The organism is Pantoea sp. UBA6567, assembly GCF_002434165.1.
Taxonomy (GTDB): Bacteria; Pseudomonadota; Gammaproteobacteria; order Enterobacterales; family Enterobacteriaceae; genus Pantoea; species Pantoea eucrina.
On sequence record NZ_DJJN01000006.1, the window covers coordinates 679,120 to 703,437 of the forward strand.

Sequence of the window (24,318 nt, forward strand, 5' to 3'; positions counted from 1 at the left end):
TGATCCTGCTCGCTAAGTGGAATGAAATATTTTACCTGGATTGAAATTTAATACGAAAGATATGTTATCTAAGTGAGAAAAGAAGTATCACTAGCAGCAGCATAATAATCACACGCCGTTAACACGGCATACGGCGGGATCGCAGGCAGCCCGCAGCACATACCAGGTGGAGGTGTCGGTGGAGAGTGGCGATATCATTGTGGGCCTGGATTCAGGTACCTCGGTGGTCAAGGCGGTAGCCTTTGATTTGACCGGCAAACAGCTGGCCTGCGCGTCGGTACGTAACCGCTATTATCGCGCAGCAGGTGGCGCAGCGCAGCAGTCGATGTCACAAACCTGGCAGGATGCAGCCAGTGCCCTGCGTCAGCTCGGCGACCATATCGACAACCTGGCAGTCCGCGTAGTAGCGTTAGCCGTGACGGCTCAGGGGGACGGCAGCTGGCTGGTGGATGCGGAAGATCGGCCAGTGGGTGACGCCTGGATCTGGCTCGATGCCCGGGCGGCCCCCACGGTGGCCACGCTGAATCAGCACCCGCTGGCGCAGGCGCGCTTCAGCGCCACCGGCACCGGACTCAATACCTGCCAGCAGGGGGCGCAGCTGGCACACATGGACAGGCACTTTCCTGAACTGCTGGCAAAGGCTGACGTCGCGCTGCACTGCAAAGACTGGCTCTACCTTAACCTGACCGGTGTACGCGCCACCGACCCGTCTGAGGCGAGTTTTACCTTTGGCAACTTTCGTCACGCCGGCTATGACGACACCGTGATTGACGCGCTGGGGCTGACGCACCGGCGTCATCTGCTGCCGGAGATTGTTGAGGGCACAGAGACCACGCATCCCCTGACCCGCGAGGCGGCAGCGCTGACGGGCCTGCGGGCCGGGACCCCGATAGTGCTGGGCTATGTGGATATGGCGATGACGGCGCTGGGCGCGGGCGTCCACACCGGCGAGGCCAATACCGCCTGTTCGATTGTGGGTTCAACCGGCGTCCATCTGCGCAGCGTTACTGTTGATGATGTCTGGCTCAATCCGGCGCAGACCGGCTACGTGATCCCGCTGCCGTGGCCCGGTTATGTCACGCAGGTTCAGACCAATATGGCCTCGACGCTGAATCTGGACTGGCTGCTGAATGTCGCCGGAGACCTGCTGCAGAGCTTTGGCTGCGAAACCGATCACGCCCGGCTGGTGGCGCAGATTGATAGCTGGCTGACGCACACCACACCCGGCACGCTGCTGTTTCATCCCTATATTTCACTGGCGGGCGAACGCGGTCCCTTCGTGAATGCCAGCGCGCGTGCCGGTTTTACCGGCCTGCACTATCAGCACACTTTTGGAGACCTGGTGCGCGGCGTGGTAGAGGGAATTGGTATGGCGGCGCGCGACTGCTACCAGGCGATGGGTCAGGATCGGCCCGGCGAGATCCGTCTGACCGGCGGTGCGGTGCGTTCAGCACCGCTGCGGCAGATCCTCGCGGCGGCTATCGGTGCCCCGGTGCGTATCAGTCAGCGTGAAGAAGCGGGCGCGGCCGGCGCGGCAATGATGGCCGCGGTTGCAGTGGGCGCGTTCTCTTCTATGGCCGCGTGTGCCGAAACCTGGGTCCGCCCGCTGCTTGACGCGCCGGAAACGCCGCAGCCCGATCTGATGCAGCGCTATGACGCGCTGTTTCCTCATTATCAGCAGATCCGCAGCGATCTGCCGGCCTGCTGGCAGGCGCTGAATACCTGTAACGGAGTCAATCATGAGTGACACTATGCTGGATCTGTTTGTTATTGGCGGCGGCATTAACGGCGCCGGTATCGCCCGCGATGCCGCCGGTCGCGGCCTGTCGGTGGCGATGTGTGAAAAAGACGATCTGGCGCAGGGCACCTCCTCCCGCTCCGGGAAGCTGGTGCACGGCGGCCTGCGCTACCTGGAGTATTATGAGTTCCGGCTGGTGCGCGAAGCGCTGATTGAGCGGGAAGTGCTGCTGAATGCTGCCCCGCATATTATCTGGCCGATGCGCTTTGTGCTGCCGCACAGCCCCTCCGATCGCCCTGCCTGGCTGGTACGGCTCGGCCTCTTCTTCTATGACCATCTGGGCGGCCGTAAGAAACTGCCCGGTACGCGCTCACTCGATCTGACGCGCGATCCCGAAGGCGCCCCGCTGCTCGACAGCTATAAAAAAGGGTTTGAGTACTCCGACTGCTGGGTCGATGACGCGCGGCTGGTGGTGCTGAACGCGCTGGATGCCGCTGAGCGTGGCGCAACCATTCTGCCGCGCACGCGCTGCGTTGCCGCACAGCGCCTGGCCGGCAAGTGGCAGATAACCCTTGAAGATGTCAGCAGCGGCGAGCGCCGCACGCTGTTTGCGCGGGCAATCGTCAACGCGGCGGGACCCTGGGTGCTGGACATTGTCAGCGACGTGACGCAGAGCCACAGCCAGCGCCGGGTGCGTCTGGTGAAAGGCTCACACCTTATCGTGCCTAAATTCTGGGAGGGTCAGCAGGCGTATCTGGTGCAGAACACCGATAAGCGCGTGATTTTTATCAATCCTTATGAAGGCGATAAAGCGCTGATTGGCACGACGGATATTCCGTGGGAAGGCAAAGCGGAAGCGGTGACCGCCGACGATACGGAACAACAGTATCTGTTAGACGTCGTTAACCGCTACTTCAAAGTTAAGCTGCGCCCGGCTGACGTTATTACCCGCTTCTCCGGCGTGCGTCCGCTGTTTGACGACGGCAAAGGCAACCCCTCCGCGGTGACGCGCGACTACGTGTTTGACCTCGATAACCAGCAGGATGCGCCGCTGCTGCACGTCTTCGGCGGGAAAATCACTACATTCCGCAAGCTGGCAGAGCACGCCCTGCAGAAGCTAGCCCCCTTCTTTCCGCAGATGGGCGCTGACTGGACGCGTGCGGCCACGCTGCCGGGAGGCGATATGGCTGACGCCGACTTTGAAACCTTTCTTGAACAGTGTAAAGCGCGCTGGCCATGGCTGCCGCAGCCGCTGCGTAAACACTACGCCCGTCTTTATGGAACGCGCATCGCACAGCTGCTGGCAGATGCAACGGCGCTGAGCGATCTGGGACGCCATTTTGGCGGACTGCTGTATGAAGCAGAAGCACGCTATCTGGCTGACCACGAGTGGGCGCAGCAGGCGGAGGATATTCTGTGGCGGCGCACTAAACATCAGCTGCACCTTACCCCGGCGCAGCGCGATGCGTTCATCACCTGGTTTGAAGCGGCTTCCGCGCGCGTGATCCCGCTGCGCGCCCGTGCCGGACAGGAGAACTGATATGGCCCTGACTCTTTCGCTTAATACGAATCCGCTGGTTAACCGCTTTGCCGATCCGCACGACTTAATTATCACGGTGGCGGAACAGATCCGCATTCGCGACCTGCAGCTGACCCATGAATTTATCAATCCGGGCTGGCCTGCCGCGACGATAACCGCAATGACGCGTCGTATGCAGCAGGCGCTGAACGCCACCGGCGTGCGCGTCACCTCCGGTATGACCGGCCCCTACGGGCGACTGAACCACTTTGGTCATCCCGATGCTGCGGTGCGCCGCTACTATATTGACTGGTTCAAAACCTTTGCGGATATCACCGCTGAACTGGGCGGTGTGGCTATCGGCTCGCAATTTGCCATTTTTACGCAGCGCGACTTCCGGGACGCAGAGCGCCGCGAAACGCTTATCGATATCGCCACTGACTGCTGGCAGGAGGTCGCTGAACATGCGCGCGCGGCGGGGCTGAAATATCTTTTCTGGGAGCCGATGAGTGTGGCGCGCGAGTTTGGCGAAACCATTCCCGCCGCGCTGGCACTGCAGCAGCGCCTGAGCCAGCGCGATTTTGCCCTGCCAATGTGGATGATGGCGGATATTGACCACGGTGATGTGACCTCGGCCGATCCGCAGGATTACGATCCTTACGCCTGGGCCGAAGCGGTGCCGCGCTGCTCGCCGATCATTCATATCAAGCAGAGCATGATGGATAAAGGCGGGCATCGTCCGTTTACAATGCAGTACAATAGCGGCGGCCGTATTCAGCCGCAGCCGCTGCTGGAGGCGCTGGCGCGTGGTGGCGCGCAGGATAATGAAATCTGCCTGGAGCTGAGTTTCAAAGAGCGCGAGCCCACCGACAGTCGCGCCGTGGCGGAGATCGCAGAGAGCGTGGCTTTCTGGGCCAGCCATATTGAAACCGGCGTGGCGGACCTGCATCTGGCGACGCACCGGCCCGCCGGAGCGCACAGCTAAACACGCGGGCCGGAGCCCGCGTCGTCTTCTACTCTGAATGGACAAAGACATGAAATCCGCACCTGCTTCTGCCGATCGTGATGACTCTCTGGCGCTGCGTGCGGCCTGGCTGCACTACGTAGGCGGCCTGACTCAGGCTGAAGTCGCTAAACGACTGGGGCTGCCTTCGGTAAAAACGCACCGCCTGATTGCGCGCATGGTGGCGGAAGGCGCAGTAAAAATCACCATTGATGGCGATATTCTCGACTGCGTGGCGCTCGAGGATAAGCTGCGTCAGCACTTTGGCCTGCGGTTTTGTCAGGTTGCGCCCGATCTGGGTGAAACCGGGCTGCCGGTGCGGGCGCTGGGGATGGCTGGCGCGGACTATCTGCGCCAGCTGCTGCTCGGCGCGCCCGCGATTACGCTCGGGCTGGGGCATGGCCGTACCCTCTCCGCGGCGATCCATCAGCTGGCGCGCCTTGAGGCACCACAGGCGCGTTTTGTGTCGCTGCTGGGCTGCCTGACGCGCAACTATGCGCTCAACCCGCATGATGTTATGCACCGTATCGCCGCCAAAACCGGCGCGCAGGCTTACATGATGCCGGTGCCGTTCTTTGCGAACACTGAAGAAGATCGCGATGTTCTGCTGGCGCAGCGCGGCGTCAGCGAGATTTTTGATATGGCCGCGCGCAGTGAGGTCAAGCTGGTCGGTATCGGGACGGTAGAGCCGGCGGCTCAGCTGGTTGAAGCCGGCATGCTCGAAGAGGCGGAGATCAACGCCCTCTCAGCTGCCGGCGCGGTGGGAGAATTGCTGGGCCACTTTTTTGCCGCCGACGGCACGCTGATCCACAACTCACTGACGGCGCGGACACTTTCCGTGCCGCTCAGCCAGAACCGCAGTGAGATTGTGGCGCTGACGGGTGGCCTGAGTAAAGTGGCGGCTATTCGTGCCGTGCTGAGCAGCGGTCAGCTCTCCGGGCTGATCACTGATGAGGTCACGGCGCAGGCGCTGCTGATATAACGCTGACCGGTCAGTAAAATAGCGCTCTGCACCGCCAGGTTAAATCTGCGTGACCTCCGTTCCCTGCGCCGTCAGCAGCGCCTGAGCGGCCGGATCAAGCTCGCTGTCGGTAATCAGCTGCCTGAACGGCTGATGCGGCGCCAGCGCATAAGGGTGGATCTGACCAAATTTAGAGGAGTCGGTCAGCGCAATAGTGTGCGCAGGCTTTTCCAGCAGCGCATGAACCACATCGCAGCGCAGCATGTTGCGCCCGGTAAAGCCGGTGGCGCGATCCCAGCCATCAATGCCGATAAAGACTTTATGAAAGCTGAGCTGCTGAATACAGAGCCGGGTCAGCGGACCGACCACCGACTCACTGCTTTTCTGAAACAGACCGCCGAGAATAATGACGTCGCCGCCCTTTTCACGCAGCAGGCCGGCAATATAGTGGCTTACCGTGACCAGCGTAACGTCATGCCGCTCGCTCAGCGCCTGTGCCAGCAGCGCATTGGTGCTGCCCCCCTCAATAAATACCGTTTCCCCTGCATTCACCAGAGAGGCGGCATAATCGGCCAGCCGTTTTTTTACGGCAAGGCGGGTTTGCATCCGGGCGCTGACGTCGTCACCGCCCGCAGCAACGGCGGAGCCATGCACCCGACGCAACAGCCCCTCTTTTTCCAGCTGGTTAAGATCCTGGCGCATCGTGACTTCAGAGACGCCGGTGGTCAGCGCCAGCTCGCTGACGCTGACGCTGCCGCGCGCGCTGAGCAGCTCGATAATTGACTGATGACGTGCGTTCATAGTGTCCTGCAGTTAGTCAGTAAGGCCCAGCGCCTGACGGCCGCGGGCGTTCAGATGCTGGGGCGTAAAGCGATCCTGCCAGTTAACCTCATAATCTTCACGCGGGAAATCACCGGGTGAAACACCCTCTGTCAGCGCCTGCGCCACCTGATGCGCGTAAGCGCGATTTTTGTCGCACATCGGCGCGGCCGGAATATACATCACATTACCCCAGCCCTGCTGATCTTCTACCGGCGCGACAGAATGTATTACATCGCAATGCCACCATACGGAATCGCCCGCTTCCAGCGCCGGAATGGAGCAGAGTCCGGCAATCAGTTCAGGATGCCAGCGCTCCGATACCGGCAGGACTTTACCCGGCTCAACCCCGCATAGCTCCTCTTCCGGTACATCGCTGAGCAGAGGACGCAGCAGCAGTAACGCCATTGCCTGCGGCACCGGCACAACGTGCAGCAAACCCTGACCCGGCTGCATATCAGAGAGCGCCGTCCAGCCCTGAAACGTACGGAATACCGAACATTTTGTGGTAGTACCGGACTGGTATTCATTTACCTCTGTGCGGTATGCCGCATCCCACGGGTCGTACTGTGCAAAGCGGTTATTAAAGATATGTCTGAATACCTGCTGATAAGCCGGCAGCAGCCAGCGCTCCAGCGCACCGGAATCGGTATGCGCACCGAGCCCTTTAGAGGTTGTGCCGGGCAGCCGCCGGCGGATGCGGTCGGGATAGATAATGCTGACATCAGGGTCAAACCAGCGTTTACCCTGAGAATCAAACCGCCACAGGTGATTGAGGAATCGCTGGGTGGCAGCCATCGCCTCACTCTGCCGCGCGGCCATTTGCGCCTGACTCCAGTAAATCGGATAGATTTCCGGCCGCGACGCCGCAAGATTGCCAAAGAAATCATCTCCCGGTCCCCGGTAGCCGGTCATAAAATCGTTATCGTCCAGATAACGCATCATCGATGCATCCCATCCCAGCGCGCATTCGCGGCTGAAATTACCTTTTACCACAACACAGCCGCGCCGCCGGATATGTGCTTTCTGCGCCTCACTGATTTCACCTGCGGCTATCGCCTGCCAGCTCAGCTGGGGCCAGGCGGAACCAGACTGCGCCTCTTCATTTCTGGCCGCGGCAAGCTCCGTCACCACGCTCTCCCGCACCTGCTTATACAGCGCCTCCACATCTCCGATCTGCTGGCGCAGCTGCTGCTTCATCTGACGAATGCTTTTTCTGAAATCGTCGGGCTGCTGCGCTGAAGACAATAAAGTGGTCACAGAAATCACCTCTCGCTCTGGTTTCAAATGAAAGTTAACTGAATTTCATTCATAACATGCAGCTGGCGTATAGCAAGTCAGCCGTGGCGGAAATCCGGACGCGGTCACAGCTGGCAGAAGGTTTCATTTGAAAGTGTGCGGTAACAGAGCGCTCAGCTCCTGCGGGCCGCCCTGCCCGCTGCTTATATTTTCTGTCAGGCAATTTTTTGCAGAGGAGGTTAACCCTTTCTATCATGGAAAAAAAAAATTGTTTGTTGTAACTACTAAGGTGCTACCAGATAGCGATACTGAATAAATTCCGTTTTCGTTGCCAGCCGGTCGTACAGCGCCCGTGCGGCGACGTTTCCCTCCTGCGTGTTCCAGTAGACCCGTGAACAGCCGCGCGCTCTGGCCTGCTCATAGACGGCCAGTATCAGCGCTTCGCCCGCACCGTTACCGCGCGCCGCTTCTGCGACAAACAGGTCCTGCAGATAACAGTAGTCACCGCGCGTCCAGGTGGAGCGATGCGTCAGAAAATGCACCAGCCCCACCATGCTGCCACCCTGCTCCAGCACCAGACAATACATCGGTTCCGCACGGGAGAGCATGCGCCGGAACGTTTCGCCGGTCGTCGCCTCATCAATCTCTGTCTGATAAAACTGCTGGTAGCCCTGCCATAACCGCAGCCAGGCCACATAATCCTCAGCCCGCAATGCCCGTATATTCATCGTCTCTCCTCACTTTGCCAGCGCACGGATAATCTCATCTGCAGCAATAACGCGATCGTCATTGGGTATCCATTTGTTGGCCAGCATAATCAGCCCCACCCTTTGGGAAGGGATAAACACCGCATAGGCTGAAAAGCCATTGGTTGAGCCGGTTTTGTTATACCAGGCGCGCAGCGGCACCGGCGCAGAAGGAGAAACCGGCGTGGCCCGCATACCGTTAAGTATGATTTTGCTGCTGTTCCCCGCCACCAGCTGCTGCTGAGTAACAGGCAGCGGGTAGTACTCCCACATCATCGCCTGCGTAAATGCCGCCGTGCGAAAATAGCCCTGATGGGTGGCAGCCACCGCCTGCCGCCAGGCAGGTACCACGTTAACCTCTCCCATCTGAATGCCGATCCAGCGAATCAGATCTTCTGACGTTGATTTCAGCCCATACGCTTCTGCATCCAGCGGCCCGGGCGTCACGCGTACCGGCCGGTTCTGTTTATCGTAGCCCTGCGCGTAATCCGGCATGGCGCGCGGCGGCACCTGAAGAAAAGTACGATGCATTCCCATCGCCGGCAGCAGCATCGACTCCATTGCGCGCATAAATGACATATTCAGGCTCTTCGCCGCTATCATGCCGAGCATACCAATACCGAGGTTTGAATAGACGCGCTCTGTTCCCGGCTCTGCCTCAGGCTGCCACGCCTTATACCATTGCATCAGCTGCGCGCTATCCGTGACCTCTTCCGGCACAAACAGCGGCATGCCGCTGGTATGCGTCGCCAGGTTTAGCAGCGTAACGCGATCGAGCGCGCTGCCCTGCAGAGCAGGCAGCCACTGGCTGGCGCTGTCGCGAAGCTGCATTTTATGCTGCTGTACGGCGTAGCTGGCGAGCGTGGCGGTGAAGGTTTTGCTCAGCGAGCCGATCTCAAACAGCGTGCGGGGGGTGACCGGCTCTCCGCGATCGGTTGAAGTGACACCGTAACTATAAAAGGTCGTCTGGCCTTTGTTCAGCACGGCAACCGCCATGCCAGGGATCGCAAAGCGCGCCATCAGCGGCTCAATAATCTCATCCGGTGCCCGGGCAGCAGCAGAACTGGCGATAAACAGCAAAAATGTAGCCATAACGCGGCGTCGCATGAATAATCCTTATTCCTGTCAGAACCAAAAGCGGTGCGCATAGTATATCCGCCCCCGGCCCACCCCACATGCCCATTCGTGGTGTAAGTGAACAGAGTCACATCCTGAGTAAGCGGGTTTGCCGTTTTGGCTGCGCACTCCTATACCTTTGACGGATAAGCCTTCACCGTCAGGGAGCGTGCTATGGCTACTGTGTTAACCCGTAATGAGCGTCTCGACAGGCTGCGCCAGCGTCAGATTACACCGGTCCTGATTGCCGGAGGCGGCATAAACGGCATCAGTACCTTTCGCGAACTGGCCCTTCAGGGCATCCCGGCTATTCTGGTGGAGCGCGATGACTGGTGTCAGGCGGCAAGTGGTGCCCTGTCGCGCATGATCCATGGCGGCCTGCGCTATCTTGAAACCGGTGAGTTTGGTCTGGTTAAAGAGTCTGTGATCGAGCGCGACCGGCTGCTGAAAAACGCGTCGCACTATGTTTTCCCGCTGCGGACGACGGTGCCGGTGGAAACCTTCGGCGGCGGCATGGTCAACGCCACGCGACGGTTTCTGCGCCTCAGTGACAAACCTGCCCGGCGCGGTGCGCTGCTGATCAAAACCGGCCTCAGCCTGTATGACCTCTATACGCGCCAGTATGGCTCCATGCCTAAACATCAGGTACGAAGCGAGGCGGCAACCCGCGATCGCTGGCCGGGCTTTGCGCCGTGGGTGAAATATAGCGCCAGCTACTATGATGCGTGGATCAGCGCCCCTGAACGGCTGGGGCTTGAGCTGGTGGAGGATGCGGAGCGCGCCTGCAGCGACGCGCTGGCGCTGAATTATATGCAGTTAATCAGCAGCGACGGTGAGAGCGTCACGCTGAAAGATACGCTGAGCGGAGAGCAGTTTCGCCTGCAGCCACACGTGCTGGTCAATGCCGGCGGCGCATGGATTGATCGGCTTAACCAGCAGATCGCGCCCAAAAGCGCCCGGCAGAAACTGATTGGCGGCACCAAAGGGTCACATCTGATCCTCGATCATCCGGAGCTGCTGCGCATGCTTGATGGTGAAATGGTCTACTTCGAGAATCAGGAGGGGCGCGTCTGCATCCTCTATCCGTGGGGAGGTAAAGTCCTGGCCGGCTCAACGGATATCCGCGTTGACGATCCCGATAACGTGGTCTGCGAGGCAGCCGAGAAAGCGTATATTCTTGAGTCGCTGCGCTTTGTCTTTCCTGAGGTGGTGGTGCCGGAGTCCGCCGTGGTCTACACCTTTTGCGGCGTACGTCCGCTGCCTGCCAGTGATGCAAAGCTGAGCGGTCAGATATCACGTAACCACTCGCTGGTGATGCTGCCGCCCGATCCCACCCGCGCCTGGAGCACGCTCTGTCTGGTAGGTGGTAAGTGGACCACTTTTCGCCGCTTCGGTGAAGAGGCGGCCGATCGCGTTCTGCGGCTGCTGGGCGAAAAGCGCCATGTTTCCACCACTGATTTAGCGATTGGCGGCGGGCGCGACTTCCCTGCTCCGGCGGCCCAGCCCGCCTGGATCGCCCAGCTGGCGCAGCAGCATGCGCTGCCGCTGCCGCGCGTCACGCAGCTGGTAAAACGTTACGGCAGCCGCGCCTTACCCCTGCTGTCGCTGCTGCGCGATGACGACCGTCCGCTGCATCACCACGCCGATTACAGCGCCACGGAACTGCGCTATCTGACAGAGCATGAGCAGGTGTGCCAGCTGGAAGATCTGCTGGTGCGCCGCACGTCGCTGGCGATCGGCGGCGAGCTGACCCCGCCGCTCATTCAGGAGATCTCGCTGCTGATGGCGCAGACGCTGGGCTGGAGCGAGCGTCAGCGGGTACAGCAGCTGCAGCGCTGCTGCGCGTCGCTGGCGCGTTTTCACGGTCTGCATGGCCTCTACCCTACGGTGATGCAGCAGGAGGCACAGCATGTCAGCGAGCAGTAAGGCACGCATGAAGCGGTTATTCCGTCACGGCCGCTGTCTGGACGTAGCGGTCGATCACGGTATTGCCAATGAACCCGATTTTCTGCAGGGGCTTGAGAATATTGACGCGGTGATGCAGAACCTGATTGCCGCGCAGCCCGATGCGATTCAGCTCAATTACGGACAGGCAGATCTGCTGCAGTGCGCGGAAGGAGTGAAACCCGCTCTGGTGCTGCGCACCGACGTCGGCAACGCCTATAACGCCGTGCGCCATCGCGAGATGTGGGCAGTGCTGCATAATCCCGATGAGCCGGTTCTGGCGGCGCTGCAGCTGGATGCGGCCGCCGTGGTGGTCAATCTTTATCTTATCCCCGATGAACCCGCGATTTTTCGCATGTGCATCGAAAATATTGGCCGGCTGCGCCATGCGTGCGACCGCTACGGCATGCCGCTGATGATTGAGCCGCTGGTGATGGCACCCGCCGGTCAGGGGGCCGCCTACGGTTCACTGGGCGATGCAGAGCAGATTGTTCCGCTGGTGCGGCTGGCGCGCGAACTGGGCGCCGATATTATTAAAGCGGATCCAACCGATAACCCGGCTGATTTTCACCGCGTGGTAGAGGCGGCGCGCTGTCCGACGCTGGTGCGCGGTGGGGGTAAAGGCGAGATCGGTGCGGTACTGCACAAAAGCGCGCTGCTGATGGCGCAGGGTGCCAGCGGCATGGTGTATGGGCGCAATGTTTATCAGCACGCCTCTCCTGCCCGGGTCGTCGCCGCCCTGATGGCCATTATTCATCAGGGTGCTAGCGGCGAGGATGCGCTGGCCCTTTATCAGCAGGCTGACGCCTGACCTGGCGCACGTTCTGTGCGCGCTCTCCTCTGCGGTTTTACGGAGCCGGATATGAAAATCCTGGGTATTGATGCCGGTAATACGATGATCAAGGCGGTGCTGTTTGATCTCAGCGGGACGATACTGGCCGTGGCTGAGCATAGCGGCGAAACGCTGCAGCCGCAGGAGGGCTACGCCGAGCGTTCGATAGCCGCCATCCGGCACGGTACTGAACAGGCGATCCGTCACTGCCTGCTGCAGGCGGGCACGGACGCACAGGATATCATTGCAGTGGGCGCCGCCGGACACGGCAATGGCCTCTATACGCTGGACCGGGCGCTGCAGCCGCAGCTTGGCATTCAGTCGATCGATCGGCGGGCGGACGATATTGTCGCTGCGCTGGAGCAGGCTGAAAAACAGCACGCCATTTATACCCTCTCCCGCCAGACGCCGTGGGCAGCCTCCACGCCGGTGCTGCTGAGCTGGGTTAAACAGCACCAGCCTCAGATATGGCAGCAGATCGGTGCGGTACTGAGCGCTAAAGATGTTATCGTCCATTTTCTCAGCGACGCGCTCAGCAGCGACTATTCAGATGCGGCGGGTGCCGGGCTGATTGACTATCGCGTTCGCGATTACAGCAGTGAACTGCTGGCACTCTATGACATTGAGGAGGCAGCAGCCTGGCTGCCGCCGCTGCGTGAATCGAGCGCTGTCAGCGGTTATGTTACCGCGCTGGCGGCGGCACGCACCGGTTTGCCGGCGGGTATACCGGTGGTGGCGGGTCTGTTTGATGTGGTGGCCAGCGCAGCGGGATCGGGGGTCGTCAGCTGCGGTGACGCCTCAATCGTAGCGGGTACGTGGAGTATCAATCAGGTTGTGGTGGATAAACCTGACTATCTTCGCCCGGTTTCCATGAGTTCAATGATAGAGCGGGATCGCTTTATGGCGATTGAGGCCAGCGCAACCTCGGCGGCCAACCTCAACTGGTTTCTGCGGGAATTTGACGACCGGCGCGGAGGAAAAGGCGCGGTGCAGAGCAGCGAGTGCGTGGCGCAGATCCGTCAGGATCCGCATCTGCCGTTTTATCACCCTTACCTCTACTCCGGCCGCAAACCGGAACCGGCCCGCGCCGGCTTTTACGGGCTGGGCGGCTGGCATACCCGTGCAGATATGCTGTTTGCCCTGTTTGAGGGCGTGACCTTTGCTCACCGGGCGCATATTGACCGGCTGCACGCTGCCGGCCTCCCATTTACCCGTGCCACGCTCTCAGGCGGCGCCGCGCGCAGCGTCATCTGGCCGCAGATGTTTGCCGATGTTTTGAATATTCCGGTGAGGGTGGCAGAGTGTACGGAAACCGGCGCGCTGGGCGCCGCGCTCTGTGCAGGCGTTGGCGTGGGCGTGTGGCGGGATCTGACGGATGCGGTGCAGCATGCGGTGCGTCTGCAGCCGGAAGAGCGGCAGCCGCGGCCGGAGTGGGTCAGCTTCCACGACGCGCGCTATCACCAGTTTAAAAAACTGGAGCTGGCGATGCGCGACATCTGGCGCGAGACCCGCTGATACTCAGCGACACTGGCTGGTGCAGTTCTGTACACAAATTTGCGCCAGCGAGCCACATCCGCCGCCGCTATCATTTTTGCACTGTGACTGCTGTACGTAGCAGTTTTGCTGACAGGCCGACAGATCGCATTTTGACGCGATCGGAGTAAACATAGCAGACGGCGATTTGGGCGACGGCTGCCAGCTGCTCTGCGCCATCGCGTTTACGCTGCACGCCATCATTAACGCAATTATCCACTTCATGATTAATCCTCCGCTCTGAAGCTTTAAGTATGCGCAAAATCTGGTCAGAATGCCGCATGAAACAAAAGATTCATGCGCATAGAGTTGCACTATAAAAGTGCGAACGCACTGCAACAATCGTTTCATCATTATGTCTCTTTTATAAAAAACCATAGTTATCAACACGCTGTCTGTTGGCGCGCATCTGGTACAGAAGTTGCAGTATCTCCCTGTCTGAGCACAGGAGAGCATGATGAAAGTGATTGTTATTGGCGCCGGTATCGGCGGAATGAGTGCTGCTATCGCCCTGGAACGGGCGGGCTTTGAGACGGAAGTCTATGAGGCCGTTGCGGAGATGAAACCGGTTGGCGCAGCCATTTCCGTCTGGCCTAACGGCGTGAAATGCCTGAATGCCCTCGGTCTGAAACAGCCGCTGCGCGCGCTGAGCGGCAATATGGCCTGGATGGCTTATCACGATGCGCGAAGCGGTGCCCCCCTGACCCGCTTCAGCCTGGATCCGCTGGTGCAGCGCACCGGTGAATATCCTGCGCCGGTATCACGCGCCGGGCTGCAGGCGATGCTGCTTGATACTTATGGCCGGACGCGCGTTCGCTTTGGCAGGCGCGTCACGCATGCTGAACAAACCTCGCAGGGCGTTACCGCTTTCTTTGCCGACGGCAGCGAAGCCACAGGCGACCTGCTGATCGCTGCGGACGGCACGCACTCTGTACTGCGCGAGGCGGTTCTGGGCGAGCGCGTGGCGCGTCGCTATGCGGGCTATGTAAACTGGAACGGGCTGATTAGCGTGGATGAAGCGATTGCACCCGCCGATCAGTGGACCACTTTTGTCGGCGACGGCAAGCGCGTGTCGCTGATGCCGGTTGCCGGCAACCGCTTCTACTTCTTCTTTGATGTGCCGCTACCTGCCGGCCTCGCTCAGGATCGCACCACGCTGCGCGCCGATCTCAGCGGCTATTTCGCCGGCTGGGCCGAACCGGTACAGCGGCTGATAGCGCAGCTCGATCCGCTCACCACTAACCGGGTCGAAATACACGATACCGAACCCCTTACCCGCTTTGTGCGCGGACGCGTGGCGCTGCTGGGCGATGCAGCCCATAGCACCACCCCCGATATTGGTCAGGGCGGCTGCGCGGCAATGGAAGATGCCGTGGTGCTGGCACAAACGCTGGCGACACATTCGCTGGGGGTGGAAGATGCGCTGCTGCGCTATCAGGCGCGCCGGCTGGACCGCACCCGCGACCTGGTGCTGAAGGCACGCAAGCGCTGCGACGTGACGCACGGTAAAGAGCCCGCGCTGACGGCAGCCTGGTATGAAGAGCTAAAAACCGAAAGCGGCGAGCGGGTGCTGGCTGGCATGTGCGACACAATCTGCGGTGGCCCGATGGGATAGCGCGCCACCGCTTCTGCCCTACTCTGCGCTTAATCCGCGATGGCGCAGCATCGGCTCTGGCGCTGGCGCTTTACCGCGCCAGCTCAGCCAGACGTGCTGCAGATCGCTGCTGTTTCCGCGTGACAAGACCAGATCCCGGAAGCGCTGCCCGTTTTCCCGCGTCAGGCCACCCTGTTCAGTTAACGCCTGATAACCATCGTCAGCCAGCATCTGCGTCCAGATATAGGCGTAATAGCCTGCCGCATATCCTCCTCCCCAGATGTGACGAAAATAGCTGGAGCGATAGCGCGGCGGCACTGCTGACAGCGCAATGTTTTCTGCCTGCAGCGCCTGCCGTTCAAAATGTTCCACATCCTGTGGCTTATCGTGCGCGGAGAGGGAGTGCCACTGCAGATCCAGCAGCGCCGCGGCCAGCAGTTCGGTCATGTCATAACCTTTATTAAAGGTAGCGGCCTGTACCATTTTTTCGCGCAGCGCAGCGGGCATCGGCTCCCCGGTTTCCCAGTGGCGCGCATAGCTGGCGAACACCGCCTCATGACTGGCCCAGTGTTCGTTAATCTGCGACGGAAACTCCACAAAATCGCGCGGCGTGGCCGTACCGGAGAGGCTGGCGTAGCGCTGGCTGGCAAACAGGCCGTGCAGCGCATGACCAAATTCGTGGAACAGCGTGATAACATCATCCCAGCTCAGCAGCGCCGGCTGGCCAGGCTGCGGTTTGGTATAGTTGCAGACGTTGTAGATCACCGGTTTCTGATCCAGCAGCGCAGACTGGTCAACAAAGTTGCCCATCCATGCCCCGCCGCTTTTATTATCACGAGCGAAAAAGTCGGTATAAAACAGCGCCAGCGGCGTCTCATCGGCGTCGAAAATCTCATAGACGCACACATCCGGATGATAGACCGGCAGATCGTGGCGCCGGCTGAACCGAATACCGTACAGCTGCGTGGCGGCCCAGAACGCGCCGCGCTCCAGCACGCTATCCAGCGCGAACCAGGGGCGAATAGCGTCTTCATCAAAGTCATATTTCGCCTGGCGCACCTGCTCTGCGTAAAAATTCCAGTCCCAGGCGCGCAGGTCAAATCTCTGCTGCTGCTCAGCCATCAGCTGTTCTATTTCTGCGGCCTCGCGCCCGGCGCGCTCGCAGGCTGCCGGCACAATATTGCGCATAAAGTCCAGCGCGGCCTCCGGCGTTTTCGCCATCTGATCCTGCAGGTTCCACGCCGCATAGCTGCTATAGCCCAGCAGCGCGGCCTGCTCCGCCCGCAGCTGCGCCATACGCGAAACCAGCGGCCGCGTATCGTTAACATCGTTACGCTCACAGCGCTTCAGCGCCTGCTCAAACAGCGCTTCCCGCGTGGCGCGGATGGTTAACCGGCTCAGCGCTGGCTGCTGCGTGGTGTTTTGCAGCGGGATCAGCCACTGATTATCCAGACCACGTGCGGCCGCAGCGGCACGCGCCTGCTCCAGCGCTGCATCGTCGAGTCCCGCCAGCGCCTCCGGGCTGCTGACGGTGTAAGCGGCTGACTGCGTCGCCGCCAGCAGACGGTTACCAAAGCGGGTGCTGAGGCCTGCCAGCTCCTGATTGATGTCGCGCAGCCGCTGTTTTTCATCATCACTCAGGCTGGCTCCGGCCAGCTGAAACGCCTGCCGGGTAACCTCCGTCAGCCGCACCGCCTCTGCGTCCGGGCAGGCGGTACTGCGCTGCTGCCAGACTGCCTCCAGCCGGGCGAAGAGCGCGCTATTGAGGTAGATCTCATCGTGCAGCGCCGCCAGGGCGGGCGTAATGATCTCTTCCACCTCCTGCAGGCGTGGCGACGTATTCGCTGCCGTCATGGCTGAAAAGACCTGCCACACCCGGCTCAGTAAGAGGCCGCTGCGCTCCAGCGCTTCAAACGTATTAGCAAAGTCCGGTGGCGCAGGGTTTGCGATAATCGCGGCGACTTCGCGGCGCTTCTCTTCGATGCCCGCTTCCAGCGCCGGCAGAAAATCGTCTTCGCTTATCTGATCGAACGGCGGCGCCTGATACGGCAGCGTGCTGGCGCTAAAAAAGGGATTGGCGGATCGGTTCATTATCGCTCCTGATAATCAGCAACGCCGCAATAGCCTGCGGCAGAGAGCCTTTATCCTGGCACGCCGGTGTGCGGGCAACAACCCGGCGTGCTGCCCGCCCTCTCTTTTTGCCACACCGGCTGGCCATTTACCCAGGTCTGCGCAATGTTGCGATCGTCACCCAGCGTCATCAGAACAAACAGCTGCTCGAAGATATCTTTACTGTTGCCATGACGCAGCTGCTGCAGCGGCGATACGGCCGGATCCAGCACCACAAAATCCGCCTCTTTGCCGGGCGCAAAGTTGCCAATTTTATCGTCGAGATCCAGCGCCTGCGCCCCGCCTAGCGTGGCGCGATAAAGCGCTTCGCAGGCGGTCAGCTTATAGTGCTGCAGCTGCCCGACTTTATACGCCTCGCCCAGTGTCTGCAGCAGGTTGAAGGTGGTACCAGCGCCAACGTCAGTGCCGATCCCCATGCGCACGTTCTCCTGCCAGCAGCGTTTGAGATCAAACAGCCCGCTGCCAAGAAACAGATTTGAAGTAGGGCAAAATGCGATGGCTGAACCGGTGTCGTGCAGGCACTGCCACTCATGGTCCTGCAGATGCAGGCAGTGGGCAAATACGCTGCGTGCGCCAGTGAGCTGATAGTGGTGATAGACATCGAGATAGCCGTTGCGCTCGGGAAAAAGCTCTCTGACCCACGCCACCTCCTGCGGATTTTCACTCAGGTGCGTATGCAGCCAGGTATCGGGAAACTCTCTCCGCAGCTGACCTACCCGTTCCAGCAGCTGTGGCGAAGAGGTCGGCGCAAAGCGTGGGGTCAGCGCATAACCAAGACGGCCGCGCCGGTGCCAGCGCTCAATCAGCGCCCGCGTCTGCTGATAGCTCGTTTCGGGGGTTTCAGTCAGGTAGTCCGGCGCGTTGCGGTCCATCATCACTTTACCGGCAATGAGCCGCATGCTGAGCCGCTCCGCCGCGCTGAAGAGCGCGTCAACCGACTGCGGATGCACCGTGCCAAACACCAGTGCGGTAGTGGTACCGTTAGCCAGCAGCTGCTGCAGGAAAAAATCGGACATCTTTGCCGCATGGGTTGCACAGTGATACTGCTGCTCAACCGGAAAGGTATAGTTATTCAGCCAGGTCAGCAGCTGTTCGCCAAACGCGCCCATCATTTCCGTCTGCGGATAGTGAATGTGGGTATCGATAAACCCCGGCACAATCAGCTTGCCGCGCAGGTCCGTGACCCGCCGGCTATCCACCCGTAGCGCCGCGCTGCTCCAGCTCTCCAGGCTGACAATTTTTCCTGCACGCAGCGTGAGCAGACCATCAGCGAAATAGCGTGCGGCGTCACTCAGCGCCTCTGGCTGATCTACCGTGCGGGTAAAATCAAAAAAACTGGCGCGCAGCAGCGTCTCGTTGTCAGCATTCATAACTCATCCTCTCAGTAAGATAAAATGAGTGTGCAAAAGCCGTGCCAGTTCAGGGTTATTTACCTGCTAAATCATAAGGTTAGGCTAAAAGAGAGGCAACCGGATGCGCAAACGATTACGTGCATCTGCACCGGCGTTAAGATCTGCTGGCGACCGCTCACGCTGCACCATGATGCATCAGCGCGGTGCACGCCTGCACCCTGTTAACGCATGCCGGCGACAGAGAGTTTGCCGGCCGCTTTTTTTCAGCAGGCGAAGAATGATGGTGATATGGTTAAACGCGGACTACCTGAAAACAGTTAAGGAACAGTGAGATGATTATTTTTGTTACCGGTGCTACTGCGGGGTTTGGTGAAAGTATTACCCGTCGCTTCATTGCCACAGGCCATAAAGTGATCGCCAGCGGGCGGCGCGCCGAACGGCTGCAGGCGCTGAAGGATGAGCTGGGTGAAAACCTCTATACCGTTCAGCTCGATGTGCGTAATCGTGCCGTTATCGAGGAGGTCATTGCTGCGCTGCCGGCAGAGTGGCGCAACATTGATGTACTGGTCAACAACGCCGGCCTGGCGCTGGGCACTGAGCCAGCCCATAAAGCCAGCGTCGATGACTGGGAGAATATGATCGACACCAATACCAAAGGCCTGGTTTTCATGACCCGGGCGCTGCTGCCTGCCATGGTAGAGCGCAACGTCGGGCATATCGTCAATATCGGTTCCATTGCCGGCAGCTGGCCCTATGCGGGCGGCAACGTCTATGGCGCAACCAAAGCGTTTGTGCGCCAGTTCAGCCTGAATCTGCGTACCGATCTCCACGGCACCGCGCTGCGCGTGACCGATATCGAGCCGGGTCTGGTAGGCGGAACGGAATTTTCCAACGTGCGCTTTAAAGGCGATGACGATCGCGCCGGCGCGGTGTATGAAGGTACAACGGCGCTGACAGCAGAGGATGTCACCGAGGCCGTTTACTGGGTAACCACGCTGCCAGCGCACGTCAATATCAACACGCTGGAGATTATGCCGGTCAGCCAGACCACCGCCGGGCTGAAAGTGCATAAAGACGCATAACCGTGTGTGACAACGTCACCTGATAGCACCGGGTGACGCTGTTACGCTTTTCCCCAGCCGGTGACAATAATCAGCATTCCGCACAGCGCTATCAGCGCGCCCGCCCAGTCCCATGCGCTCAGCCGTACCCCATCCACCACGCGCAGCCAGATCAGAGCCGTAAACACATAGACACCACCATACGCCGCGTACACCCGCCCGCTCGCCGCCGGATGCAGCGTGAGCAGCCAGACAAATAGCGCCAGACTCGCCGCAGCCGGCAACAGCAGCCAGGCGCTCATCCCCTTACGCAGCCAGAGCCAGGGCAAGAAACAGCCCGCAATCTCTGCGACAGCCGTAATGAAAAATAATAGTGCGGTCTTGATCAGCATAACTCTGCTCTCTGTTCCCTCAACGCGCTGCACACCGCTGGTGAGCAGCAAAAGCAGGATGATATACTAGCCGCTGTTACGGCAACAGCCTCGCACGGCTGACCGGGTCTGACTAAAGGACAACATCATGAAAAACTATGCTTCCGTTCTGTTTACGGCGCTGCTGACGGCCAGCGTGCTGCTGAGCGCTCCCTTTGCCGCTGCCCGTACCGATCGCCTGATCGTGGAAGATGGCAATAGCGCGGCCAGCAATGAAGCCGCCCGCCAGAGTAAAGAGCAGTGGAACGATACTCGTAATCTGCGCAGCAAGATTAATACCCGGACAGAGAAAGAGTTCGACAAAGCGGACCGCGCGTTTGATACCCGCGACGCCTGCGACAAGAGCTATAACGTCAACGCTTACTGGGAAGAGAATACCCTGCGCTGCCTCGATCGCCGCACCGGTCGTCCGGTCGCGCCGTAACGCGGCGCTGCTGCTATAGTGTTCAGAGAGACAGTCAACAAGGAGTTTGCGATGAAAAAGGGTTCTCTGGTACTGCTGCTGGGTGTGATGACGCTGCCGCTGATGGCTCAGGCCTCCTGCGACAGCGTTCGCGCCGATATCAGTAAAAAAATTGTCAGTAATGGCGTGGCGGAGTCAGATTTTACGCTGGATATCGTGCCAAACGATCAGGCCGACCAGGCGGGCGGTCAGGTGGTCGGCCACTGTGAAAATGATACGCAAAAAATTGTTTATAAAAAGAATATGCGGGATGCAGAGGGTAGCGCACCCGACAGCGCCGGCAGCTCTCAGGATATGTCAGCGCAGTAACCTGCAACCGGGGCAGCCGCCGCTGCCCCGCTTCTTCTCTTCTATTCCATCTCCGGTCGCTGACGCGGCATCAGCCAGGCGATCCACACCGTCAGCAGCGCGATCAGCAAGGCCACGATAAATACCCAGTGCAGCGATGCGGCAATCTGGGTCGTCCAGAGCTGCAGTTCTGCAACCGGCAGCGCCTCCCGGCTTTCCGGCGACATGATTTTTTGCATCGGATCCTCCGCCTGCGGCAGCCGCTGCGCCAGATTGATGTTTAAAACCGCCCCCATCAGTGCGGTTCCCAGCGCTGAACCCAGCATCCGGCTGAACATAATAGAGGCGGTACAGATACCGCGGATCTCATACTGCGCATGGTTCTGCACGGAAACCAGAAACGTGGTGCTGGTCATGCCCATGCCGGTGCCGATAACAAAGGCCGTAAAGCCCGCCTGCAGCACGGAGCTTTCCGCGTGGAGCAGCAGCAGCAGCGCGCTGCCGGCGATCAGTAACAGTGCGCCAAGCTGAGCGGTGAAGCGATAAGAGGTCACGAGCATCAGGCGACCGCTGAGCGTACTGGCAATCGGCCAGCCAATTGACATCATCGCCAGCGCGCTGCCCGCCTGCAGCGGCGTACCGCCGGTGATCCCCTGGATCCAGGTGGGCAGAAACGCGCTGATGCCCATCATGGTGGCGCCGATAATCAGATTACCGGCGTTGCCTGCCACAATCAGACGGCTGCGCCACAGCGCAAGCGGGAAAAGCGGTGCCGCCGTCTGCTGTTCGTGCCGTTTGAGACGCCAGCCTGCCACGCCTGCCAGCAGCAGAAACGGCAGCAGCCAGTAGCCGAGCGCTTCCGCCTGCAGCAGCGCCACCAGCAGCGCAGTGACGCTGATCATCAGCCAGCAGCTGCCGGTAATATTCAGCGCACCTGCGGCGGAGACCGGGCGGGCGGGCAGGAAACGCGCCAGCAGCAGCATAGAGATCAGCCCTATCGGCACGTTGACCCAAAAGATCACCGCCCAGCTAAAGTGCTGCACCAGCCACGCACCGCTAAGCGGTCCGATAATTGCCGCCACGCCCCAGACGCTGGAGAGCCAGCCCTGAACGGTGGCGCGTTCACGCGGGGAGTAGATATCCGCCACAATGGTAGTGGTCAGCGGCATAATGGCACCCGCTCCCAGCCCCTGAAAGGCGCGAAACAGAATGAGCCATATCATGGTATGAGCAAAGCCGCACAGCACTGAGCCAAACAAAAACAGCGATACCCCGACAAAAAAGAGCCGCTTACGTCCCCATATATCGGCTAAACGGCCATAAAGCGGCACGCTCACCGCCTGCGTCAGGAGATAAATAGAAAATACCCAGCCAAACTGCGCAAAGCCGCCCAGATCGGCAATAATCGTAGGCATCGCCGTCGCCACAATCGTCACCTCAATTGCGGCCATAAACATAGCCAGCATACAGGCAAACAAAATCCATGGACGATGGCTGCGCAAAACTTCAGCGTGCTCTGACATAACGCTCCTTATCCCGTTTTACTCTCTCTTATCCCGCCACACAGCCCGTGCTTATGTGACAGGGTAACCTTTTTCGATGAATTTTTTTTATTGTCATACCATCCCGTACCCGGTGCGGGCTGCAGGCGGTTTTGACCCCTCATTGTCAGCTGTTTTTTGCGTTAAATGCTGGCGTTGCCGATCAGAGATTGCTATAGACTTTTAGCCGTCAGGTTAATTATCTGTGAATTTATGCCGAATTAACGCAGGCAACCCGCACCTTAACCATAAAATTTTGCTATCGAACGCGGCCTCTTATCCTGCCGCTCAGCAGAGCAATCATAGCTGATAGTTCTGTTTATTCAGGGAGAAAACGGTTATGCCTCACGCATCGCTGATCCGGCGCACCGGATTGGCTCTTCTCACTCTTACGCTACTCGTTGCGCTTCTGATCTGGGGCATTGGTCCGGATACGCTGCGCGCCCGCCAGACCGATCTGATCTATCTTGGCCAGCAGCATCTCTGGCTGGTTTTCTGGTCCATGCTCTGCGCCCTGCTGGTGGGGATCCCTGCCGGGATTGTGCTGAGCCGTCCTTTTGCGCGACGTCAGGCTGAATATGTTATGCAGATCTTCAACGTCGGCAATACCCTCCCGCCTCTGGCCGTGCTGGCGCTGGCTATGGTCGTGGTGGGCATCGGTGAGCGACCGGCGCTGATTGCGCTGTTTCTTGCCTCGCTGCTGCCCATTGTGCGCAATACCTATGCCGGCCTGTGCGCAGTTCCACCGGCGCTGACCGAGGCGGCTAAAGGCATTGGCATGACCCGCCTGCAGCGGCTGCGCCAGGTTGAGCTGCCGGACGCGCTGCCGGTGATATTAGCTGGCGTGCGCATCGCCACCGCGATTAACGTCGGCACCGCGCCGCTGGCCTTTTTGATAGGCGCCAGCAGCTACGGCGAGCTGATTTTCCCCGGGATCTATCTGAACGATTTCCCGACGCTGATTCTGGGTGCGGCCGCTACCGCGCTGATTGCCCTGATCCTGGACATGCTGCTGGCCGCGCTGGGCCGCATTCTTTCGCCACACGCTGCAACTTAACTCATGGAGCACGTTTTGATGACCCCCACCAGGCTGTTTTTCAACCGGCTGCGCGGCGCTGTGCTGGCCCTGAGCGCTGCGCTACTGCTTAATCAGTCAGCGCTGGCGGCTGCGCCTATTACGCTCTCAACCAAAAGCTTTACTGAACAGCATATTTTGTCTGCCCTGTCCGTTTTATGGCTGCAGAAAAACGGGTTTACGATCGTCCCTAAGACCAATATTGCGACCACCATCAGCCGTAATGCCATGATCAACAAACAGATCGATATGACATGGGAATATACCGGCACCTCGCTCATTATTTTTAACCACATCAGTAAGCCTATGTCTCCTGAACAGGCGTGGGAAACAGTAAAAAAGCTGGATGCGAAACTGGGCCTGGTCTGGCTTGAACCGGCACCGATGAACAACACTTACGCCTTTGCCATGCAGCGACGTCGCGCAGAGCAGGAGGGTATTACCACCCTGTCGCAGCTGGTCAGCAAAATGGAGCAGGTGCGCGCCAGCGAGCCGGAGCATAACTGGCGGCTGGGACTCGACCTGGAGTTCGCTGGTCGCTCCGATGGCCTGAAGCCGCTGCAAAAAGTTTATCAACTGCCGCTCGATCGCCCGCAAATCCGTCAGATGGATCCCGGCCTGGTCTATAACGCGGTCCGTGACGGGTTTGTGGACGCCGGCCTGATCTATACCACCGATGGTCGCGTCAAAGGCTTTGACCTGCTGGTATTAAAAGATGATAAGCACTTCTTCCCCAGTTACAACGTCACGCCAGTGGTGCGTAAAGAGGTGCTCGCTGCACATCCTGGCCTGGAGAAAGCGCTGAATCAGCTGTCAGCATTGATTACTGATGACGCTATTTCAGAAATGAACAAGCGGGTGGATATCGATCATCAGTCACCCGCTCAGGTTGCACGCGATTTCCTCCAGACCCGTAACATGCTGTAAGGAGAC

Annotated in this window: 22 protein-coding genes; 13 read left to right on the plus strand and 9 right to left on the minus strand. The window is 59.6% G+C overall.

What is annotated here, in order from left to right; all coding sequences use genetic code 11:
* Positions 1-178: 178 nt before the first annotated feature.
* The 4 genes from B4M48_RS09170 to B4M48_RS09185 are packed head-to-tail and all read left to right on the plus strand — an operon-like array spanning position 179 to position 5,242.
* Positions 179-1,747: an FGGY-family carbohydrate kinase gene (locus tag B4M48_RS09170; RefSeq protein WP_288656463.1), complete on the plus strand. Its 1,569-nt coding sequence runs from the start codon at positions 179-181 to the stop codon at positions 1,745-1,747.
* A complete protein-coding gene (locus B4M48_RS09175; RefSeq protein ID WP_071668821.1) occupies positions 1,740-3,278 on the plus strand; it encodes a glycerol-3-phosphate dehydrogenase in 1,539 nt (512 codons plus the stop codon). The genes B4M48_RS09170 and B4M48_RS09175 overlap by 8 nt, the downstream gene beginning before the upstream one ends.
* Position 3,279: 1 nt before the next feature.
* Entirely contained in the window at positions 3,280-4,242 is a 963-nt protein-coding gene (locus tag B4M48_RS09180) for a sugar phosphate isomerase/epimerase family protein (RefSeq protein ID WP_071668822.1), read from the plus strand.
* A 49-nt stretch (positions 4,243-4,291) separates the two neighbouring features.
* Positions 4,292-5,242, plus strand: coding sequence for a sugar-binding transcriptional regulator (locus B4M48_RS09185; protein ID WP_104085349.1), 951 nt, complete (start codon positions 4,292-4,294; stop codon positions 5,240-5,242).
* Between the two features lie 39 nt (positions 5,243-5,281).
* Here B4M48_RS09185 and B4M48_RS09190 read toward each other — a convergent pair whose 3' ends face one another.
* From B4M48_RS09190 to ampC, 4 genes are all read right to left on the minus strand, one after another.
* Positions 5,282-6,022, minus strand: coding sequence for a DNA-binding transcriptional regulator YciT (locus B4M48_RS09190; RefSeq protein ID WP_039384365.1), 741 nt, complete (start codon positions 6,020-6,022; stop codon positions 5,282-5,284).
* A gap of 12 nt (positions 6,023-6,034) precedes the next feature.
* A complete protein-coding gene (locus tag B4M48_RS09195) occupies positions 6,035-7,300 on the minus strand; it encodes a YbiU family protein (protein ID WP_286876781.1) in 1,266 nt (421 codons plus the stop codon).
* 263 nt (positions 7,301-7,563) lie between these two features.
* Entirely contained in the window at positions 7,564-8,007 is a 444-nt protein-coding gene (locus B4M48_RS09200; RefSeq protein WP_039384367.1) for a GNAT family N-acetyltransferase, read from the minus strand.
* A 9-nt stretch (positions 8,008-8,016) separates the two neighbouring features.
* Positions 8,017-9,132: a class C beta-lactamase gene (gene ampC / locus B4M48_RS09205; RefSeq protein ID WP_250340941.1), complete on the minus strand. Its 1,116-nt coding sequence runs from the start codon at positions 9,130-9,132 to the stop codon at positions 8,017-8,019.
* 183 nt (positions 9,133-9,315) lie between these two features.
* Between ampC and B4M48_RS09210 the strand changes: the two genes are divergently transcribed.
* Genes B4M48_RS09210 through B4M48_RS09220 form a run of 3 tightly spaced genes read left to right on the plus strand, consistent with a single transcriptional unit; the run spans position 9,316 to position 13,432 of the window.
* The gene (locus B4M48_RS09210; RefSeq protein WP_039384369.1) at positions 9,316-11,067 is read left to right on the plus strand and encodes a glycerol-3-phosphate dehydrogenase/oxidase; all 1,752 of its coding nucleotides are present in this window, start codon (positions 9,316-9,318) and stop codon (positions 11,065-11,067) included.
* The gene (locus B4M48_RS09215; protein WP_039384371.1) at positions 11,051-11,896 is read left to right on the plus strand and encodes a class I fructose-bisphosphate aldolase; all 846 of its coding nucleotides are present in this window, start codon (positions 11,051-11,053) and stop codon (positions 11,894-11,896) included. Before B4M48_RS09210 ends, B4M48_RS09215 begins: the two co-directional genes overlap by 17 nt.
* Positions 11,897-11,947: 51 nt before the next feature.
* Complete coding sequence (locus B4M48_RS09220; RefSeq protein ID WP_039384372.1) at positions 11,948-13,432, plus strand: FGGY-family carbohydrate kinase; 1,485 nt, start codon at positions 11,948-11,950, stop codon at positions 13,430-13,432.
* Positions 13,433-13,435: 3 nt separating this feature from the next.
* Here the strand turns inward: B4M48_RS09220 and B4M48_RS09225 are convergent, their stop codons facing one another.
* Complete coding sequence (locus B4M48_RS09225; protein ID WP_039384375.1) at positions 13,436-13,675, minus strand: hypothetical protein; 240 nt, start codon at positions 13,673-13,675, stop codon at positions 13,436-13,438.
* 232 nt (positions 13,676-13,907) lie between these two features.
* Between B4M48_RS09225 and hpxO the strand changes: the two genes are divergently transcribed.
* Positions 13,908-15,065 carry an FAD-dependent urate hydroxylase HpxO gene (gene hpxO / locus B4M48_RS09230; protein ID WP_039384376.1) on the plus strand — a complete coding sequence of 386 codons (1,158 nt, stop codon included), beginning with the start codon at positions 13,908-13,910 and terminating at the stop codon, positions 15,063-15,065.
* A gap of 18 nt (positions 15,066-15,083) precedes the next feature.
* Here hpxO and dcp read toward each other — a convergent pair whose 3' ends face one another.
* Together dcp and guaD are read right to left on the minus strand one after the other, a co-directional pair.
* On the minus strand, positions 15,084-17,135 hold the full coding sequence (gene dcp / locus B4M48_RS09235; RefSeq protein ID WP_288656469.1) for a peptidyl-dipeptidase Dcp: 2,052 nt from the start codon (positions 17,133-17,135) through the stop codon (positions 15,084-15,086).
* 50 nt (positions 17,136-17,185) lie between these two features.
* Positions 17,186-18,544, minus strand: coding sequence for a guanine deaminase (gene guaD / locus B4M48_RS09240; protein WP_052246493.1), 1,359 nt, complete (start codon positions 18,542-18,544; stop codon positions 17,186-17,188).
* A 314-nt stretch (positions 18,545-18,858) separates the two neighbouring features.
* Here guaD and ydfG point away from each other — a divergent pair, with 314 nt between their 5' ends.
* On the plus strand, positions 18,859-19,608 hold the full coding sequence (gene ydfG, locus B4M48_RS09245) for a bifunctional NADP-dependent 3-hydroxy acid dehydrogenase/3-hydroxypropionate dehydrogenase YdfG (RefSeq protein ID WP_039384381.1): 750 nt from the start codon (positions 18,859-18,861) through the stop codon (positions 19,606-19,608).
* A gap of 41 nt (positions 19,609-19,649) precedes the next feature.
* Here ydfG and B4M48_RS09250 read toward each other — a convergent pair whose 3' ends face one another.
* Positions 19,650-19,976, minus strand: coding sequence for a YnfA family protein (locus tag B4M48_RS09250; RefSeq protein ID WP_039385939.1), 327 nt, complete (start codon positions 19,974-19,976; stop codon positions 19,650-19,652).
* A 130-nt stretch (positions 19,977-20,106) separates the two neighbouring features.
* Here B4M48_RS09250 and B4M48_RS09255 point away from each other — a divergent pair, with 130 nt between their 5' ends.
* Positions 20,107-20,442, plus strand: coding sequence for a DUF1283 family protein (locus B4M48_RS09255; protein ID WP_039384383.1), 336 nt, complete (start codon positions 20,107-20,109; stop codon positions 20,440-20,442).
* Between the two features lie 51 nt (positions 20,443-20,493).
* Positions 20,494-20,790 (plus strand): DUF1161 domain-containing protein, encoded by a 297-nt coding sequence (locus B4M48_RS09260; protein WP_039384385.1) that lies wholly within the window; start codon positions 20,494-20,496, stop codon positions 20,788-20,790.
* A 41-nt stretch (positions 20,791-20,831) separates the two neighbouring features.
* Here B4M48_RS09260 and B4M48_RS09265 read toward each other — a convergent pair whose 3' ends face one another.
* Positions 20,832-22,292, minus strand: a complete 1,461-nt coding sequence (locus B4M48_RS09265; protein WP_039384388.1) for an MDR family MFS transporter — start codon at positions 22,290-22,292, stop codon at positions 20,832-20,834.
* A gap of 358 nt (positions 22,293-22,650) precedes the next feature.
* On the opposite strand from B4M48_RS09265, the gene B4M48_RS09270 reads away from it, so the two are divergent.
* Together B4M48_RS09270 and B4M48_RS09275 are read left to right on the plus strand one after the other, a co-directional pair.
* On the plus strand, positions 22,651-23,367 hold the full coding sequence (locus B4M48_RS09270) for an ABC transporter permease (protein ID WP_071668829.1): 717 nt from the start codon (positions 22,651-22,653) through the stop codon (positions 23,365-23,367).
* 18 nt (positions 23,368-23,385) lie between these two features.
* Complete coding sequence (locus tag B4M48_RS09275) at positions 23,386-24,312, plus strand: glycine betaine ABC transporter substrate-binding protein (protein ID WP_039384392.1); 927 nt, start codon at positions 23,386-23,388, stop codon at positions 24,310-24,312.
* Positions 24,313-24,318: the final 6 nt, after the last annotated feature.

What these genes read in the sequence shown, in the direction of transcription:
- B4M48_RS09175 (WP_071668821.1), top strand. Translation starts at nt 1,740, where the DNA reads ATGAGTGACACTATGCTGGATCTGTTTGTTATTGGCGGCGGCATTAAC.
- B4M48_RS09180 (WP_071668822.1), top strand. Translation starts at nt 3,280, where the DNA reads ATGGCCCTGACTCTTTCGCTTAATACGAATCCGCTGGTTAACCGCTTT.
- B4M48_RS09185 (WP_104085349.1), top strand. Translation starts at nt 4,292, where the DNA reads ATGAAATCCGCACCTGCTTCTGCCGATCGTGATGACTCTCTGGCGCTG.
- B4M48_RS09190 (WP_039384365.1), bottom strand. Translation starts at nt 6,022, where the DNA reads ATGAACGCACGTCATCAGTCAATTATCGAGCTGCTCAGCGCGCGCGGC.
- B4M48_RS09200 (WP_039384367.1), bottom strand. Translation starts at nt 8,007, where the DNA reads ATGAATATACGGGCATTGCGGGCTGAGGATTATGTGGCCTGGCTGCGG.
- ampC (WP_250340941.1), bottom strand. Translation starts at nt 9,132, where the DNA reads ATGCGACGCCGCGTTATGGCTACATTTTTGCTGTTTATCGCCAGTTCT.
- B4M48_RS09210 (WP_039384369.1), top strand. Translation starts at nt 9,316, where the DNA reads ATGGCTACTGTGTTAACCCGTAATGAGCGTCTCGACAGGCTGCGCCAG.
- B4M48_RS09215 (WP_039384371.1), top strand. Translation starts at nt 11,051, where the DNA reads ATGTCAGCGAGCAGTAAGGCACGCATGAAGCGGTTATTCCGTCACGGC.
- B4M48_RS09220 (WP_039384372.1), top strand. Translation starts at nt 11,948, where the DNA reads ATGAAAATCCTGGGTATTGATGCCGGTAATACGATGATCAAGGCGGTG.
- B4M48_RS09225 (WP_039384375.1), bottom strand. Translation starts at nt 13,675, where the DNA reads ATGAAGTGGATAATTGCGTTAATGATGGCGTGCAGCGTAAACGCGATG.
- hpxO (WP_039384376.1), top strand. Translation starts at nt 13,908, where the DNA reads ATGAAAGTGATTGTTATTGGCGCCGGTATCGGCGGAATGAGTGCTGCT.
- dcp (WP_288656469.1), bottom strand. Translation starts at nt 17,135, where the DNA reads ATGAACCGATCCGCCAATCCCTTTTTTAGCGCCAGCACGCTGCCGTAT.
- guaD (WP_052246493.1), bottom strand. Translation starts at nt 18,544, where the DNA reads ATGAATGCTGACAACGAGACGCTGCTGCGCGCCAGTTTTTTTGATTTT.
- ydfG (WP_039384381.1), top strand. Translation starts at nt 18,859, where the DNA reads ATGATTATTTTTGTTACCGGTGCTACTGCGGGGTTTGGTGAAAGTATT.
- B4M48_RS09255 (WP_039384383.1), top strand. Translation starts at nt 20,107, where the DNA reads ATGAAAAACTATGCTTCCGTTCTGTTTACGGCGCTGCTGACGGCCAGC.
- B4M48_RS09260 (WP_039384385.1), top strand. Translation starts at nt 20,494, where the DNA reads ATGAAAAAGGGTTCTCTGGTACTGCTGCTGGGTGTGATGACGCTGCCG.
- B4M48_RS09265 (WP_039384388.1), bottom strand. Translation starts at nt 22,292, where the DNA reads ATGTCAGAGCACGCTGAAGTTTTGCGCAGCCATCGTCCATGGATTTTG.
- B4M48_RS09270 (WP_071668829.1), top strand. Translation starts at nt 22,651, where the DNA reads ATGCCTCACGCATCGCTGATCCGGCGCACCGGATTGGCTCTTCTCACT.
- B4M48_RS09275 (WP_039384392.1), top strand. Translation starts at nt 23,386, where the DNA reads ATGACCCCCACCAGGCTGTTTTTCAACCGGCTGCGCGGCGCTGTGCTG.